Source organism: Thermoleptolyngbya sp. C42_A2020_037, from assembly GCF_015272455.1.
Lineage (GTDB): Bacteria > Cyanobacteriota > Cyanobacteriia > Elainellales > Elainellaceae > Thermoleptolyngbya.
Genome location: NZ_JACYLP010000027.1, coordinates 27,739 through 43,673, shown reverse-complemented (window position 1 = coordinate 43,673; position 15,935 = coordinate 27,739). Strand labels below are relative to the sequence as shown.

General features: G+C 58.2%; 15 protein-coding genes and 1 tRNA gene. 11 read left to right on the top strand and 5 right to left on the bottom strand.

Translation table 11 applies throughout. The features are described from left to right. Positions 1-2: 2 nt before the first annotated feature. Complete coding sequence (locus IGS16_RS08025) at positions 3-383, top strand: hypothetical protein (RefSeq protein WP_297084858.1); 381 nt, start codon at positions 3-5, stop codon at positions 381-383. Beyond that, entirely contained in the window at positions 341-2,122 is a 1,782-nt protein-coding gene (locus tag IGS16_RS08020; protein ID WP_297084856.1) for a hypothetical protein, read from the top strand. The genes IGS16_RS08025 and IGS16_RS08020 overlap by 43 nt, the downstream gene beginning before the upstream one ends. 6 nt (positions 2,123-2,128) lie before the next feature. Here IGS16_RS08020 and IGS16_RS08015 read toward each other — a convergent pair whose 3' ends face one another. Then, on the bottom strand, positions 2,129-3,259 hold the full coding sequence (locus IGS16_RS08015) for an ABC transporter ATP-binding protein (RefSeq protein WP_297084854.1): 1,131 nt from the start codon (positions 3,257-3,259) through the stop codon (positions 2,129-2,131). A 274-nt stretch (positions 3,260-3,533) separates the two neighbouring features. On the opposite strand from IGS16_RS08015, the gene hisH reads away from it, so the two are divergent. Together hisH and rsmD are read left to right on the top strand one after the other, a co-directional pair. Beyond that, complete coding sequence (gene hisH / locus IGS16_RS08010) at positions 3,534-4,181, top strand: imidazole glycerol phosphate synthase subunit HisH (RefSeq protein ID WP_297084852.1); 648 nt, start codon at positions 3,534-3,536, stop codon at positions 4,179-4,181. Positions 4,182-4,271: 90 nt separating this feature from the next. Continuing rightward, a complete protein-coding gene (rsmD, locus tag IGS16_RS08005; RefSeq protein ID WP_297084850.1) occupies positions 4,272-4,850 on the top strand; it encodes a 16S rRNA (guanine(966)-N(2))-methyltransferase RsmD in 579 nt (192 codons plus the stop codon). Between the two features lie 175 nt (positions 4,851-5,025). Here the strand turns inward: rsmD and petG are convergent, their stop codons facing one another. Next, positions 5,026-5,139: a cytochrome b6-f complex subunit V gene (gene petG / locus IGS16_RS08000; RefSeq protein ID WP_068512313.1), complete on the bottom strand. Its 114-nt coding sequence runs from the start codon at positions 5,137-5,139 to the stop codon at positions 5,026-5,028. A 392-nt stretch (positions 5,140-5,531) separates the two neighbouring features. On the opposite strand from petG, the gene IGS16_RS07995 reads away from it, so the two are divergent. Then, on the top strand, positions 5,532-5,849 hold the full coding sequence (locus IGS16_RS07995; protein ID WP_225894789.1) for a cytochrome c: 318 nt from the start codon (positions 5,532-5,534) through the stop codon (positions 5,847-5,849). A 312-nt stretch (positions 5,850-6,161) separates the two neighbouring features. On the opposite strand, the gene IGS16_RS07990 is transcribed toward IGS16_RS07995, so the two are convergent. Beyond that, a complete protein-coding gene (locus IGS16_RS07990) occupies positions 6,162-6,878 on the bottom strand; it encodes a response regulator transcription factor (RefSeq protein ID WP_172354536.1) in 717 nt (238 codons plus the stop codon). Between the two features lie 218 nt (positions 6,879-7,096). Here IGS16_RS07990 and IGS16_RS07985 point away from each other — a divergent pair, with 218 nt between their 5' ends. Both IGS16_RS07985 and IGS16_RS07980 read left to right on the top strand, forming a co-directional pair. After that, a complete protein-coding gene (locus IGS16_RS07985) occupies positions 7,097-8,998 on the top strand; it encodes a hypothetical protein (protein WP_297084847.1) in 1,902 nt (633 codons plus the stop codon). Positions 8,999-9,012: 14 nt separating this feature from the next. After that, positions 9,013-9,819 (top strand): inositol monophosphatase family protein, encoded by an 807-nt coding sequence (locus IGS16_RS07980; RefSeq protein WP_297084845.1) that lies wholly within the window; start codon positions 9,013-9,015, stop codon positions 9,817-9,819. A 111-nt stretch (positions 9,820-9,930) separates the two neighbouring features. Here IGS16_RS07980 and murA read toward each other — a convergent pair whose 3' ends face one another. Next, positions 9,931-11,274, bottom strand: a complete 1,344-nt coding sequence (murA, locus tag IGS16_RS07975; protein ID WP_297084843.1) for a UDP-N-acetylglucosamine 1-carboxyvinyltransferase — start codon at positions 11,272-11,274, stop codon at positions 9,931-9,933. Between the two features lie 372 nt (positions 11,275-11,646). Here murA and IGS16_RS07970 point away from each other — a divergent pair. Together IGS16_RS07970 and IGS16_RS07965 are read left to right on the top strand one after the other, a co-directional pair. Beyond that, positions 11,647-11,730 (top strand) — tRNA-Leu (locus tag IGS16_RS07970). A gap of 252 nt (positions 11,731-11,982) precedes the next feature. Then, positions 11,983-12,822, top strand: coding sequence for an RNA methyltransferase (locus IGS16_RS07965; protein WP_297084842.1), 840 nt, complete (start codon positions 11,983-11,985; stop codon positions 12,820-12,822). On the opposite strand, the gene IGS16_RS07960 is transcribed toward IGS16_RS07965, so the two are convergent. Then, on the bottom strand, positions 12,800-13,015 hold the full coding sequence (locus IGS16_RS07960; RefSeq protein ID WP_297084841.1) for a hypothetical protein: 216 nt from the start codon (positions 13,013-13,015) through the stop codon (positions 12,800-12,802). The genes IGS16_RS07965 and IGS16_RS07960 overlap by 23 nt on opposite strands. A gap of 449 nt (positions 13,016-13,464) precedes the next feature. Here IGS16_RS07960 and lpdA point away from each other — a divergent pair, with 449 nt between their 5' ends. Next, positions 13,465-14,898, top strand: coding sequence for a dihydrolipoyl dehydrogenase (lpdA, locus tag IGS16_RS07955; RefSeq protein ID WP_297084839.1), 1,434 nt, complete (start codon positions 13,465-13,467; stop codon positions 14,896-14,898). A 124-nt stretch (positions 14,899-15,022) separates the two neighbouring features. After that, on the top strand, positions 15,023-15,907 hold the full coding sequence (gene trpC / locus IGS16_RS07950) for an indole-3-glycerol phosphate synthase TrpC (RefSeq protein ID WP_297084838.1): 885 nt from the start codon (positions 15,023-15,025) through the stop codon (positions 15,905-15,907). Positions 15,908-15,935: the final 28 nt, after the last annotated feature.

Below are 15,935 nucleotides of genomic sequence, written 5' to 3'. Positions count from 1 at the left end.
AGATGTCTTTTCAGTTTAACCAGATCGATCGGATTAAAGATTTTGACAAGGCGATCGAAGCGCTGGAGTCGGAATACTTGCCGGGGCTAGTTGAGGCGTTTGGCAACTCTCCCGAAGGGCAGGCGTATTTGAACTCTCAGCCAGCGGAGGAGGCTTATCTGGGCGACTGGGTTGGCAATTTCGTCTATTTTGGCTATTCGTATCTGAACGTGACGCTGCCCAAAATGCAGAAGCGGGATGCCGAGGTCATATTGCAGCAGCTTTTCCCCAGCAAAATTGCCCTTTCGGAGCCGGACGATGCGAACCGCATTGTGCCAGAGCTGACGCCTTCTGGGAGTTTGTGCAGCGGGAACACAAACAGCGCCACAGCGGCAAAATCCTGACATTTCTCCGCAAGATTGAGCCGACCTTTGCTGCCACAATGAACGACCCGCGCAACTTTGGCATTGCCAAGTCGTTTTTCATGTCTGGGCAGGCAAGCGGGTTTGATATGACCACTCCAGAGGGGCTTGCCGCCTATCAGGAGCAGTATAACCAGCAGGTTCGCGATGATCCATCAGCGTCGATCTTGCCCCTGCAAGGGATGCAGGGAATGCCAATGGCGCTCAATCCCTTTGCTGGGGGCGTGCCAGAGGGGGTGCCGCCAGAGTTTGTGGCGCTGATGAGCCAGCAGCTTGGGCTTGGCCCGGTGCCAGGGCTGGAGCATTTACCGACCGATCGGGAGGAGCTAGTGAGTGCGATCGCCCAACATCTGGTGCGTGAGGGGCTGGTCACGCTTGAAAATATGGAAGACTCCGGTTTAGAGGATGAAAACGATGACAAACCGCTGGGCCTGCTTAGCTTTTCGTCCCAGCTTCAGCAGGACTTTTTGCGGCAAGCCGCTGAGTCCCAAGACCTAGCGCTATCCGAAGAGGCGATCGCCCTCCTGCAAGACCTCCGCATCACGCCCACCACCCCCGGCACCATTGTTCAAGATTTTGATCGGCTGCTGGAAAGAATCGGCGCGGACGGCATTCCAGTTAGCAACACCCGTCAACAGCTTAATCTCAACATCCTCAAAGAGCTGAACGCTTTGCTGAGCCAGCCGATTCAAATCGATCTCAAGCGGCCACAGCAAAAATCCTACCCCAATCTGTACGGACTCTATCTACTGTTGCGGGTGACAGGGCTAACCCAGATCCACCAAGCGGGCAAGACACCCAAGCTAGTGGTCAATCCTGACCTCTACGCGGCGTGGCAAACGCTTAACCCCACCGAAAAATATTTCACGCTGCTAGAGGCCTGGCTGATCCGGGGTGATCTGGAACTGCTGGGAGAAGGACGGAATCCGCTGAATGAAGGGAGCCGAGTTCCAAAAACCTGGACTAATTTGTCGAAGCAGCCCAAAACTTACCAAAACTACAGCGAACAAGATCGGCTGAACTATTGGCCCGGATTTCACAATCTGGCACTGATGCAGATGTTTGGCTGGGTGGAGTTGGTCTGCCCCCGCCCCGATGCAGGCAAGGGCTGGCGCGTTAAACAGGTGAAGCCCACGCCGATTGGAGATGCGATCGCCACTGTAGCGCTCAACGCCTATTACGACCAAGAATTCCAGTGGGCCTCGGAAAGCGACTTTACCCTGCCCTGGGGCGACTTTCAGCCCTATTTCCAGCCCTATTTCCCCGAATGGCGACAAAATCTGCCCGCGCTCCAGTCCCCAGCGCATCAAACCGGAACCTACATCTTCAAAGTTTCGCTCGGAAAAATCTGGCGGCGACTGTCGATTTCGAGCGAGTCTACTCTAGAGGCATTGGGTGACTTGATTCGAGAGTCGGTGGATTTCGACTCTGACCACCTCGATTTGTTTTCCTTCAAAGACGCGATGGGTCGCACGGTTGAAATTCATCATCCCTACAACGACTGGCGCGACAGCAAAGCCAGTAACGAAGTGCTGATTGGCGACCTGCCTTTACAGCCTGGTATGGCAATGACTTACCTATTCGACTTTGGCGACTGCTGGGAATTTAATGTGCAGCTTGAAGAAATTCAGCCCGGAAAACCCAAGCGGGGCAGCAACAAGATTTTGGAGCGCCACGGCGAAGCGCCGGAGCAATATCCCAACTGGGACGAGGACGAATAGATCTGGTTACAGGAGGCGATCGCCCGTTTCTGGATCAAACCCAAACAGCGCCTGCTCGTCGAACTGGAGCGACAGGCGATCGCCCACCTGCACCGCCTGCTCCGGCGCAGCCAGCAGGCTGATCGGACGCTCCTCTCCTGGCACCATCGCCCGCACCAGCGTTTCGCGGCCCAGCGGCTCCACTAGCGTCACCTGTGCCACCAGTCCGCTATCTTCTCCGGCTGGCGAAATTTGCAACTGCTCTGGCCGGATGCCCAGGTTGATGGACTGTCCGGGGCGATTCGCGAAGCGTTCGCGCAAGCGGTGCGGCGCACTTTCTCTACGGGAGTCGCCCAGCACTGACTGCAACCTCGCGGGACATGGCAGAGCTTGTTCGCCGATGTGCAGCTTATTCTCCAGATAGACTGCATTTAGAAGATTCATTGGCGGATTGCCCATAAACGTGGCCACCATCTGGTTTGCAGGCTGCTGGTAAATCTCCTGGGGTGTGCCGATTTGCTGAATCCGGCCCTGGTTCAGCACGACGATCTGATCGGCCAGGGTCATGGCTTCGGTCTGATCGTGGGTGACGTAGATCGTGGTGATGCCGAGGCGCTGATGCAGTTGCTTGAGTTCGGCGCGGGTGTCGTCGCGCAGTTGGGCATCCAGATTGCTCAGCGGCTCATCCATCAAAAACGCCTGGGGTTTGCGGGCGATCGCCCGACCCAGCGCCACCCGCTGCTGCTGTCCGCCGGAAAGCTGACCCGGCTTGCGATCGAGCAGGTGCGTCAGGTCAAGCGACTTGGCCACCGCCTCAATGCGCGGCCGAATCGTGTCGGGATCTGCCCCGCGCATCCGCAGCCCAAAAGCCAGATTTTCCGCCACCGTCATGTGCGGATACAGCGCGTAGTTTTGAAACACCATCGCCACGTCGCGCTGGCGGGCGGGCACGTCATTCACCCGGCGATCGCCAATATACAGATCGCCCAACGTAGCCATCTCCAGCCCCGCAATCGTCCGCAAAATCGTCGATTTGCCGCAGCCCGACGGCCCCACCATCACCCAAAACTGCCCATCGGGGACTTCAAAGGTAATATCGGCGATCGCCGTCGTTGCATTAAAGATTCGCGTAATTTGGTTCAGCGCAATTCGAGCCACAGAGCAAAAGGAGCAGTAATTTTTCTACTTTCCGTCTATCTAAGGAAAAACGAAAAACGAAAAACGAAAACCTGTTCTTCCCTCTTCGTTCTTCCCTCTTCGTTCTTCCCTCTTCGTTCTTCCCTCTTCCCCCTTCCCCCCCGTTCGGCCAAGTTTGACAACGTTTTAGCTATCAAATGTAGCAAATCTTGCAAATCTCTTTAGACCCGGCGTTCGTTTTGCCTCCGCGCTTAGAATAGGAAAATTATTCTCCACCCACCCAGGAGCAACTGTTATGACCCTGATCGCCGTTGTGGACTACGACATGGGCAACCTACACTCGGCCTGCAAAGGCCTGGCCAACGCTGGAGCCACTCCCCACGTCACCGATTCGGCCAAGGATATCGGACGGGCAGATGCCATTGTGCTGCCTGGCGTGGGTGCGTTTGACCCGGCAATTCAGCACTTGCGCGATCGCGACCTGATCTCACCCCTCAAAGATGCAGTCGCCAGCGGCAAACCCTTCCTGGGCATTTGCCTGGGGCTGCAAATTTTGCTGGATGGCAGCGAAGAGGGGCGTGAACCCGGTCTGGGCATTGTTCCCGGTTGGGTGCGCCGCTTCCGTCATGAACCGGGCATCACCATTCCCCACATGGGCTGGAACCAGTTGCAGCTTCGGCAGCCCAATCTGCCGCTGTGGAATCAGCTTGGAGCCGATCCGTGGGTTTATTTCGTCCACTCGTTCTATGCAGACCCGGCGGATGCAGGGGTGATTGCTGCAACGACCACCCACGGGTCGCAAACCGTAACCGCAGCGATCGCCCGCGACAACCTGATGGCCGTCCAGTTCCACCCCGAAAAATCCTCCGACACCGGGCTAAAGCTGCTGGCCAACTTCGTCGCCTCGGTGCAGGCCAAAGAACTTGCGGGTATTCGCGGCTAGCTGCCGACCGTTGGGGCGATCGCCCTGCTGTGAACCCAGACTAGATATCGGGGGGCAACAGACCCCCTGTTTTTTTGCCGACCGCCAACCATGTCTCTCCGCATCTATGGCAATCGTCTGATTAAAACCCTCCCTGGCGGCGACACCCGCCCCACGCCCTCGCGGGTACGGCAAGCGCTGTTCAACATCTGGCAGGGGGAGATCGAGGGCTGCCGCTGGCTAGATTTGTGCAGCGGCAGTGGCTCTATGGGGGCCGAAGCACTCTGTCGCGGTGCGGCGCTGGTCGTCGGTATCGAGCAGTCGGGGCGGGCCGCCGCCGTGATTGCAGAAAACTGGCAAACCGTCGCCAAACCGAATCAGCAGTTTCGGCTGCTGCGCGGCGATGTGCGGCAAATGCTGCCGAAACTGAGTGGGCAACGCTTCGACCGGATTTACTTTGACCCGCCCTACGCCAGTGAGTTGTATGAACCTGTGCTGGAGGCGATCGCCCGTCATCAGCTTCTAGCCCCCGATGGCGAACTGGCCGTCGAACACGGGGGCGATCGCTTTTCTGAAACGGCTCTGGCGACCCTGCTGCCCCGCATCGCGCCCCTGACTCCCCGCCGCAAGAAGGTCTATGGCAATACGGCGCTGATGTTTTTTGGGTGGCAAAATGAAGGGCTGGCGTGAATGGGGATCTAGGGAGTAGAGCGAGCTAAAAAAAGAGACCCCCGAAAGGGCCTCCATTCCGACAATTTTCCAGAAATTTCTAGAGATAGTTCACAAGGTTTTTTTCAAGTGTTGCTGGGGTGCGTCTCAAATGCCCCCTGCGGGATCTCAACACGGAGAGCAGGCAGAGATCCGCCTACAGACCCAACTGGTCGCCCCGGCGATATTGCAGATAAGCCGCGACAAACAGACCAGCCAGCGTCACGGGAATCAAGCCCAACACAATTCCAGAAAGCAGCGGTTCAACCACGGTTCAATCTCCTTAACGTTAAGTCAAATTTTAGCAACGAATGGTTGAGCAGTCAGCCCTGTGGCGATTTTTTGGCACGGCTTTTAAGGTTTTTTACGTTTTCGCTCGCCCCTTCTCAGAAAAGGGCGATCGCCCTCTCATCTGATCCACTCCGCCAGGACTTGGGGTCGGAACCGTTAGACCCAATGCACCCTTGCTATTTGCACTCCTTAAATAAATCTGTGCAGAGTTGCCGTCTCCGCTCAAGAAACTTTAAGCTAGGTTATAAATCGAAATGCTATTCACACCCCGCCTTGACCCCGAATCTCTTGAACGAGCCTATTCTAGAATCGCAAGTGACGAGTGCAGCCAGCGATGCTCCGGATCGGTCGCGGCAGGCGCTCTGGTTGCTGCTGGGTTCGGCGGTGGTAATGCTGGTGGCGATCGCCGCCCTGCTGCTGCTCCGCCATCCCGACCCCTACGTGCGGAGCGTGCTGGCTCTAGAGGGCAACCCGTCCCAGGGGCAAGTTATTTTCCAGATGAACTGTGCAACCTGCCACGGATTGACGGGGGATGGCGTAGTTGGCCCCAGCCTGCATCATGTTTCTGCCCGCAAGTCTCGCATCAAGCTAATCGAGCAGGTAATCAGCGGCAAAACGCCCCCCATGCCCCAGTTCCAGCCCAACGCCCAGGAAATGGCGGATTTGCTGGAGTATCTCGAATCTTTATGACTGTCCCTAGTCGCGGCATCTACACTGCGTTGGCCCACAGTCTCTCGGTTGGTCATCCACGCTTTATTGGGCTTATTGGGCTGACTAAAGTCGGCACTACGAGCATTTTTGGTAGGGTGCGGCACGCGCTGCCCGGACGAGATGAGGGCTTCTTGACTACAGCATTTTCTTGCGGGGTGAGGCACATGCTGCCCTCACGAGGCAAGGGCTTATTGACCATCCGTGTGCCTCACTAGCTTCAAAAACGCTGTATCTGCATACCTCACTAGCTTCAAGAAACCTGTAGCCGCGTCTAGCAGGTTCTATCGATCTCTAGGTGCTGGGTGCATCTTCAAACTTATAGCCCACGCCGATTACCGTTTTCACAAAGCTCGGCGTTGCTGGGTCGAACTCAATTTTTTTCCGCAGGCGGGCGATGTGCGTATCTACCACGCGCTCATCCCCAAAGAAATCGCTACCCCAGAGTTTCTCAATCAACTGTGCCCGGTTCCACACGCGGCCGGGATAGCTCATAAAGGTGGTCAACAGGTCAAATTCCAGCGTAGTTAGGTCAAGCCGTTCGCTCTTTTGTCCTGGCCCGTCGCCGTGGCGATAGGCCGCCCGCTGGTCTACGTCTACCGTAAAGTGCTGCGTATGGTAGGTTTTGCTCTGTCCACCCTGGCGCAGGGTGCGCCGCAGCAGCGCCCGGACGCGGGCCACCAGTTCTCGCGGACTAAACGGCTTCACCATATAGTCATCCGCGCCAGTAGACAGACCGATTACGCGATCCATCTCTTCGCCCTTTGCCGTCAGCATTAGAATGTAGGGGTCTTTGTGGCCGGGCTTTTGGCGAATGCGGGCACACACCTCTAGCCCGTCCAGTTCTGGCAGCATCAAGTCCAGAATAATCAAGTCGGGCTGGAGTTCTTGAAATACGCGAATAGCCGTCTGCCCGTCACTACAAACGCGGCAGGAAAAGCCTTCTTTTTCGAGGTAAAGCTGGATTAGCTGGGCAATTTCGGCTTCGTCTTCAACGATTAAAATATCCATGACCTGCGGAGGATTCGTCGCTTGCGTTTACCATTAAACCTGAGTGATGGTATGAGAGCAGTTTGTAAGCCGCTCGCTGCATCAGTCCTGGTTAATTCCTCTGGTCAATTGCTCTGGTCAATTGATTTGGGTGAGCATCCAGGGATATGGGACTCGATCCTAGCGTAGCGGTGTGGCAGACCGCTGATCTACGGTTCTTCTAGAGCATGATAGACGGCATGGTAACAGCACCCCCCCCTTCGGAATTGCATCGGTTGGGCTTCCAGTTGCAAACCTTGTTGCAGACGGCGCAGCCAGGATTGCCGCCAGTTCAGGTGCGGTGTGCGCTGCGGGAAAGCGTGCTGATGGTGCTGGTGCAGCAGGTTTCGCCTGACCCTGGAGCGGCTTCCGCTGTCCGTCGGTTAGAGACTTTTGAGGCTTCAGAGATGTTCGCTTGTCTGGAAGATGAACTGCGGCGATCGCCCCCCAAGATTCCCCCAGCAAAATCTCCCTTTTCTCCTACCCAGGTTCAACCACTGCCCGTGCGGGTGTATCTGCGGGCGGCGGGCCAGTCTCGCCCCTACGCCATCCATCAGTTTCGCATCGACGGATCAGCCCTCTCTGCGATCGCCTCAGAACAGACCCAGCCTGAGCAGGATGAATTAGACGCAGTCGTTCCTCCCTCAGCGCCAGAGCGGTTGCGTCGTCCTGCACAGGATGATGCAAGTCTGGATGGGGCAGCCTCGGCGGAGGCGTTGCTGCAAGATTCCGCGCAAGACCTGATTACAGCCGAAGCGGGGAGATTTTCACTGCCTAGAATGGCGATCGCCCTGGCGGCAGGGGTTGCGGCGCTGGCCTTTGGCGGCACATTTTACGCTCTGACGCGCCCCTGCGTGATTGGCAACTGTGTCGAGTTGCAAACCGTGGAGCGGCTGCATCAGGCGGTGAGCGACCAGTTAAGCCAGGGCGCGACGCTGCAAGACGTGTCCCAATCCTACACGCGGCTCACGGAGGCCAGCTATCGCCTCAGTCGGGTTCCTCGCTGGTCGCGCCACTATGCAGCGGCGAACCAGGTGCAGCAACAGACCGAATCGACGGTCGCCGCGCTGGGGCAAGTGCTGTCGGCCCAAGCGACCGCAACCGAAGCCGTCGAGATGGCCCAAAATCCCCCCCACCCGTTGGAGGTGTGGCAGCGGGCGCAAGCGCTCTGGGAAAAGGCGATCGCCCAGTTGCAGCAGGTGTCAGAATCCAGTCCGGTCTATGATTTGGCTCAGCAGAAGCGGCTGGAGTATGCCGAAAATCTGGCCATGATTGAGCAGCGCATCACCCTGGAGCAAAAGGCGCAGGACTGGGTGAATCGGGCGCGGCAGGCGGTGGAACTGGCGGAAGCACGGCAGGGCGCAGCCACGTCGATGGACACTCGGCTGGAGGCCCACGGCACCTGGCGAACGGCGATCGCCCTGTTGCAGCAGGTTCCCGAAACGGCGATGGCCTACGCCGAAGCTCAGCAGTTGTTGGCGCTCTATCAGCCGCGTCTGCTCGACAGCAGCGCCCGTCTCCAGCAGGAAGAAACGGCGGTGGCTGCCCATCAGCGGGCACTGCGGCTGGCAGATCTAGCGGCGCTGGCGGAGCAGCGCAGGCAATGGTCGCAGGCAGTGCAGCACTGGCAGGGGGCGCTGGCGGCGGCGCAGCAGGTGGCCGTGGGCACGACCGTCCATCCCCAAGTGCAGCCGCTGCTGTCGTCCTATCGGGCATCCCTGGCGGCGGCGCAGGAAAAGCTGAAAGGGGCGATCGCCGCTCAGGCGGCCGAGCAAGACCTGGAGCGCAACTGTAGCGGTACGCCGCGCATTTGCACCTACGCGCAGCAGGGCAGCGTCATGCAGGTGCGGATCACGCCCAGCTATGATCGGGTGCTGCAAGAGGCGGCCGCTATTACTCAGGTCACGCAAGAGACTGATCCGGACTCGGCCATCATGGCCCACTTCAACCCACTGCTGCGGGCGATCGCCACCGTTGGCGAAACGGCTCAAATCCCGATAGAGGTCTACAACGCTGACGGCTCCCTGTTTGGCATCTACGATCCTGCCCTGGACGGCTACGTTTCGCGCGAAGTCCGCAACCAGCAGCAAAAGCGTCCCTAACCCCCCAACCCCGAATGCACTGGCCCGACATTCTCGACTTTGCCGAAGCCGCTACTCACTCAGTTGGCCAGCAACTGCTCCAGGACTTTGGGCAGGTGCAGGCCGACGAAAAGACCGACGGCAGCCTGGTGACGGGGGCTGACCGCTGGGCCGATGAAACCCTGCGGGGGGCGATCGCCCAGCGGTTTCCCGACCACGGCATCCTCAGCGAAGAGTTGACCCACGTTTTTCCGCATCAGGACTGGTGCTGGATCATCGACCCCCTCGACGGCACGACCAACTTTGCGCGGGGCATTCCCATCTGGGGCATTTCCCTGGGGCTGCTCTATCGCGGCACGCCGGTCTTCGGCTACGTGCATCTGCCGCCGATTCAGCAGTCGTTTCAGGGCTATTGGCCCGGCGACAGCGGACTAGAGATGCCCACCGGAGCCTTTTGCAATGGACGGGCGATCGCCCCTAGCCCCGACGCGCCCAGCGGCAACCACTTCTTTAACCTGTGCGCCCGCAGCATTGCCATCCTCCAGCAGCAGCCCTTCCCCTGCAAAATCCGAATGCTGGGCGTTGCCACCTACAACCTGCTCACTGTGGCAGCAGGAGCGACCCTGGGCGCAGTCGAAGCCACCCCCAAAATCTGGGACATTGCCGCCGTGTGGCCCATTGTGCAAGCCGCTGGAGCCGTGTGGCAGCCCCTAGAGCCGGGGCCGATTTTTCCGCTGGTGCCGGGGCAAAACTATGGCGATCGCCCCTTCCCCACCCTCGTTGTCAGTCAGCCCGCCCTTCTGGAGGTGTTTCTCCCTAGAGTCGCCGTTTTGAGCAAGTAGGAAGAAGGAAGAGGGAAGAACGAAGAGGGAAAGGGAAAGAGCGAAGAGGGTTTTTATCCAGGATCGCTCTGAATCCTTGCCCCCTGTCTTGGTGTTGTAGACCTGTAGTCTCTAGCTGCGCGGCATCACGGGCAGGGATGAAACCGACTCGGCCCCCGCATCGCCTTTCACCCGGCGGATTTGGCCCCCCAGCAGCTTCAGCTTGCCTTCCAGGTCATCGTAGCCTCGATCCAGATGGTGTAAGCCCTGAATAATCGTGGTGCCGCGTGCCGCCAGCCCCGCCAGCACCAGCGCCGCCGATGCCCGCAGATCCGTTGCCACCACGGGCGCACCCGTGAGGAACGGCACCCCACGAATCACCGCGTGATTGCCCTTGGTGCGAATATCTGCGCCCATGCGGTTTAGCTCGGCCACATGGCCCATGCGGTTTTCAAACACGGTTTCGGTGATGATGCTATCGCCCTCGCTGAGGGTCAGCAGCGCCATAAACTGCGCCTGCATGTCCGTCGGAAAGCCAGGATAGGGCAGCGTTTCAATATCCGTCCCCAACCGCGATGTACCGGGCACAATGCGGAGACGGCTGGGCGTTTCTTGAACCACCTCCGAGCCGATCGCCCTCAGTTTGGCAATCACTGCCGTCAGATGGTCCGGCACGACGGGAGCCAGCGACAGTTCAGATTGGGTAATCGCACCTGCCACCAGAAACGTGCCCACTTCCACCCGGTCGGGAATCACCGCGTAATCGACCGAGTGCAGACTGGGCACGCCCGAAATCACGATCGTATTCGTGCCCGCACCGCGAATCCGTGCGCCCATCGCCCGACAGAAATTAGCCAAATCCACCACTTCCGGCTCCTGGGCGGCGTTTTCCAGAATCGTTTCGCCATCGGCCAGGGTCGCTGCCATCATCAGCGTTTCCGTTGCGCCGACGCTGGGATAGTCGAGGTAAATCCGTGCGCCTTTGAGCCGTCGATTCACCCCCGGAATACAGGCGTGAACCGTACCATGCTCGATCTGCACATCGGCTCCCATCGCTTGCAGGCCACGCACATGCAGATCGACTGGACGCGCTCCAATCGCGCAGCCGCCGGGTAGGGGAATCCGCGCAATGCCCAGCCGCGCCAGCAGGGGCCCAATGATGAAAAAGCTAGCCCGGAGTTGGCTGACTAGCTCGTAGGGGGCTTTGGACTGGCTGAGATGGCGAGCGTCGATTTCTAGCGCGTCATCCTTGCGGGTAATCTTTACGCCGAGGGCGCTCAGCACCTCGCCCATGCGGGCCACGTCGGCCAGCGAGGGGACATTGCGAATGCGGCAGTCTTGGCTACACAGCAGCGAACCAGCCATCAGCACCAGCGCCGAGTTTTTGGCACCGCTGATGCGAACCTCGCCGCTGAGGCGGTGTCCGCCGATGATTTCTAGGACTGGGCTGCGATCTTCAGGTGAAGAATGGGTCACGGGTGAATTGAGAGAGGGGTTAATGGGTCTATCCTCCAAGTGCGCCTGTCAATCTTAAAGCTTTTCTTCTGTTTGTTCTATTTCTGGCGTGCCTGTTTTTGGCTGCGCCTGCTTCTAGGTTTGCATTCCGGCTCATGCCCTATCGTTCCCTGAGTAGATGCTCAGCCTTCGCATCTATCTCAGCAGAATTTGGTCTTGATTTTACCGGAAAGGTTTCGTGTGTCTATAGCTCTGACCATTACTTTGCCAAAGCCGGGCGATCGCCCCCCGAACAGAAACGCCAAAAAAGCAGCAAAAAATTGTTGGCAGGAGTTGACGAAAGTTTCATCTATGCAGCATGATGGTAAATCGCAGCGTTGAAATGCGTTGATTGCGGAACTGGCGGAATTGGTAGACGCGCTAGATTCAGGTTCTAGTGTCTGCAAAGACTTCCGGGTTCAAGTCCCGGGTTCCGCATGGGTGAAGGGTGGCTAGTGGCGATTGCTGCTAGCCATTCTCTTTGGGAATTCTTCTGGCACTCACTGGGGTTAGGGTGTTCACGCATCCGCTAAAAGTTTTGAGAATTTCCGCCATTTTCGGGAAGGGCGATCGCTCGTTTGATTTACTTATCATTTCGTTACACCTTGTCATAAAAGACTAATCAGAAAATGCTTAGCGCCCAGAAGATGCCAGCATCGACTCCCCGCCCCCTCAACCTGTGCTGAACTCATGCTGACAAGCCTGCAAAATCCTCTGGTTAAGCAACTCCGCAAGCTGCATCAAGCCAGGGGACGGCGCGAACAGCAGCAGTTTTTGCTGGAGGGCACGCACTTGCTGCAAGAGGCACTGGCGGTGAGCTATCCGCTGGCGGTGGTGTGCTGCACGGAAACCTGGCGATCGCGCTATCCCGACCTGTTTGCGGCGGCCGGTCAGCGGGCGGAACGGCTGGAATTGGTGAGCGAGGCGGTGCTAGCGGCGATCGCCACCACCGTTAACCCCGATGGCGTGATCGCAACGGCTTTTCGCGTCGCGCCAAGACAGCCCAACGATCCCCGCCAAGTCAGCCTGGGGCTAGCGCTAGAGACCGTGCAAGATCCGGGCAACTTGGGCACGATGATTCGCACTGCGGCGGCGGCCGGCGTGGAGGGGCTATGGCTCAGCGCTGATAGTGTCGATCTAGATCATCCCAAGGTGCTGCGGGCGACGGCTGGGCAGTGGTTTCGGCTGCCGATGGCGGTGGCAGACGACCTGATCAACGTCGTGCAGCAGTTTCGAGCAGTGGGGGGGCAGGTGGTGTCTACTTTGCCCAGCGCCACGCAGACCTATTGGGAAACCGACTTCACCCGGCCCACGCTGATCTTGTTGGGAAATGAGGGCGCAGGCCTGTCGCCTGGGCTGGCGGCGCTGGCAGACAGTGCGGTGAGGATTCCCCTAGCGGCTGGTGTAGAGTCGCTGAATGTGGCGATCGCCGCGGCGCTATTGGTCTACGAAGCTCGACGGCAGCGCACCCCTGCGACGATGGCGGCTGGATCAGCGCCGAGCCCGCCTATGCCCCGCGCTCCTGAGTAAATTGCTCAATGTCTGCCACAGCATCTTCTAGGTCTTGAACCGTAATCTGGGGCGATCGCGCTTTGTCCACCTCCCGATGAGGCGCTTCTGCCGAGGCAGGCTCAGGCTGGCTGAGGCGATCGCTGAGCTGATTGAGCGACTCGATAAACGCTTGAGACGCTGCGTACCGTAGCTCTCGTTGCTGTGAGTTCATAGCAGACTCCTGATCGACGCTGGGAAAAACAGTCTCCATCGTCTCTATCCGAATCTCTCCACATATAGAAACCTCCATTTATGGAAAGCCCCTTATGAAAAGCCCCGGCGAGAGGAAACTCGTTTGTTCACGCGGTCTGGTCGGAAAACCCTTCCCAGTCTAGTGAACCGTGTTGGAAATGCCCAGCTTTGCTGGAGAACTGGGAGCAGCCCGGTGGGGCTGAGGAACACAATTCTGTTTCTTCAGCTTGCCCCTGAGAGTTTAGCAATGCGTCAGGAAATCTGCTTAATTTCCGGCGCTGAGGGGCGATCGCCTGCCTGTGAAATACGCGGAATTATGTGCGACGTTCCCCATATCCACCTTCCAAAGCCGTGCCCGAAATTCACGTAGAATTTAGAACAGATAAACAATTAAGAAATCCAAACGGACATCCCCTCGGAGAAGCAGACGTGAGCGAAGCATTTGATTACGACCTGGTGATTATTGGTGCGGGCGTGGGGGGGCACGGCGCGGCCCTCCATGCCGTCAGCAGCGGGCTAAAGACCGCCATTGTGGAAGCGGCTGACATGGGCGGCACCTGCGTCAACCGGGGCTGCATTCCCTCGAAGGCGCTGCTGGCCGCGTCGGGGCGGGTGCGCGAGCTGCGCGATGCTCATCACCTCAAGAATCTGGGCATTCAGTTGGGCAACGTGGGGTTTGACCGACAGGCGATCGCCGACCACGCCGCCAACCTCGTCAGCAAGATCCAAGGCGACCTCACCAACAGCCTCAAGCGGCTGGGGGTGGACATCATTCACGGTTGGGCCAGGCTGGCGGGCCTCCAAAAGGTAAGCATTGCCACCGCCGAGGGCGAAAAGACCGTAACCGCCAAAGACATTATTCTTTCGCCCGGATCTGTGCCCTTCGTACCGCCAGGAATTGAACTAGACGGCAAGACGGTATTTACCAGCGACGACGCGATCAAGCTCGACTGGCTGCCCAACTGGGTCGCGGTCATCGGCAGTGGCTATATTGGGCTAGAGTTTGCTGATGTCTACACCGCGCTGGGCAGCGAAGTCACCATCGTAGAAGCGCTGGATCAGCTGATGCCCGGATTTGACCCTGACATTGCTAAACTGGCGCAGCGCATCCTGATTGCGCCCCGCGACATCGAAACCCGCGTGGGGCTGCTGGCGAAGACTGTGAAACCCGGTTCCCCCGTGGTGATCGAGCTGGCGGATGTAAAAACCAAAGAAATCGTGGAAGTGCTGGAGGTCGATGCTTGCCTGGTGGCAACAGGCCGCATCCCCGCCACAAAGGACTTGGGTCTGGAAACCGTTGGCATCGAACTCGATCGACGCGGCTTTATTCCCGTGAACGACCAGATGCAGGTGCTAATAGACGGGCAGCCTGCGCCCCATCTGTGGGCCATCGGCGACGCAACGGGCAAAATGATGCTGGCCCATGCCGCCTCGGCCCAGGGCATTGTGGCCGTCGAAAATATGTGCGATCGCCCCCGCCAGGTGGATTACCGCAGCATTCCCGCCGCCGCCTTTACCCATCCCGAAGTCAGCTTTGTTGGCATGACGGAACCCGCTGCTGTGGAACTGGGCAAGGCTGAGGGCTTCAAGGTCGCTGTTTCTCGCTCCTACTTCAAAGGCAACTCCAAAGCCCTGGCCGAAGGCGAAACCGACGGCGTGGCCAAGGTGATCTACCGTGAAGACACGGGCGAAGTGCTGGGGGCCCACATTATCGGGCTACACGCCTCCGACCTGATCCAGGAAGCCGCCAATGCGATCGCCCAGCGCCGCTCCATCCGCGACCTCGCTTTCCTGGTGCATACCCATCCCACCCTGTCGGAAGTGCTGGACGAAGCCTATAAGCGGGCAGTTACAGCGCACTGAACGAAAAAAGAAGAACGAAAAAAGAAGAACGAAAAAAGAAAAAAAAACCTTTTATCTCTTCGTTCTTCCCTCTTCGTTCTTCTCTCTTCCCTCTTCCCTCTTTCCCTCTCCCCCTTTTCCCTCAATGCAAATTCGTCGTCGCCCGCCCAACCCCGCCGTTGCGGTAGATAATCTGCGGTACCAGATCAGTGCGCCCGACGCGCAGCCGCAGCATATTCTCGAAGAAATCGTCTGGCATAAGGAAACCGAGGTTGCCCAGATGCGGGAGCGTCTGTCGCTGCTGGATTTGCAAAAAAAAGTGAAAGATCTGCCGCCGCCGAGGGATTTCGTCGGGGCGCTGCGGCAGGGCAAGACCCGTCCAGCGCTGATTGCTGAGGTCAAGAAGGCTTCACCGAGCAAAGGCGTGATCCGGGAAGACTTTGACCCTGTGGCGATCGCCCGCGCCTATGAGCAAGCCGGAGCCGCCTGCATTTCTGTTTTAACGGACGAAAAGTTTTTTCAGGGCGGCTTTGCCTATCTCCAGCAGGTGCGCGATGCAGTCGAGGTGCCGCTGCTGTGCAAAGACTTTGTGATTTATCCTTACCAAATCTATATGGCCCGGTTGCACGGAGCCGATGCGGTATTACTGATTGCAGCAATTCTCTCAGACAAGGATTTACAATACTTTATTAAGATAGTTCGGGCGCTTAACATGACTGCCCTGGTCGAGGTTCACACCCTCGAAGAGTTGGATCGAGTGCTGGCACTGCAAGGTGTCCATTTGGTCGGCATCAACAACCGCAACTTGCAGGACTTTTCTGTAGACCTGCAAACCACTTGCAGCTTGTTGGCCGATCGCCAAGCTCAAATTCAAAAACAGGGCATTCTAATGGTAAGCGAGTCGGGACTGCACACTCCGACAGACCTCCGCCAGGTCGAGCAAGCCGGAGTGGAAGCTGTGCTAATTGGGGAGTCGCTGGTCAAACAGCCCGACCCCGCAGCAGCGATCGCCAGTCTGTTTGCTAGCTAATCCTCTAAGGCGGAAGTTCTGCCGATAG

Coding starts and splice junctions, on each gene's coding strand:
- IGS16_RS08025 (WP_297084858.1), top strand. CDS start 3: ATGTCTTTTCAGTTTAACCAGATCGATCGGATTAAAGATTTTGACAAG.
- hisH (WP_297084852.1), top strand. CDS start 3,534: ATGACCCTGATCGCCGTTGTGGACTACGACATGGGCAACCTACACTCG.
- rsmD (WP_297084850.1), top strand. CDS start 4,272: ATGTCTCTCCGCATCTATGGCAATCGTCTGATTAAAACCCTCCCTGGC.
- IGS16_RS07990 (WP_172354536.1), bottom strand. CDS start 6,878: ATGGATATTTTAATCGTTGAAGACGAAGCCGAAATTGCCCAGCTAATC.
- IGS16_RS07985 (WP_297084847.1), top strand. CDS start 7,097: ATGGTAACAGCACCCCCCCCTTCGGAATTGCATCGGTTGGGCTTCCAG.
- IGS16_RS07980 (WP_297084845.1), top strand. CDS start 9,013: ATGCACTGGCCCGACATTCTCGACTTTGCCGAAGCCGCTACTCACTCA.
- IGS16_RS07965 (WP_297084842.1), top strand. CDS start 11,983: ATGCTGACAAGCCTGCAAAATCCTCTGGTTAAGCAACTCCGCAAGCTG.
- IGS16_RS07960 (WP_297084841.1), bottom strand. CDS start 13,015: ATGAACTCACAGCAACGAGAGCTACGGTACGCAGCGTCTCAAGCGTTT.
- trpC (WP_297084838.1), top strand. CDS start 15,023: ATGCAAATTCGTCGTCGCCCGCCCAACCCCGCCGTTGCGGTAGATAAT.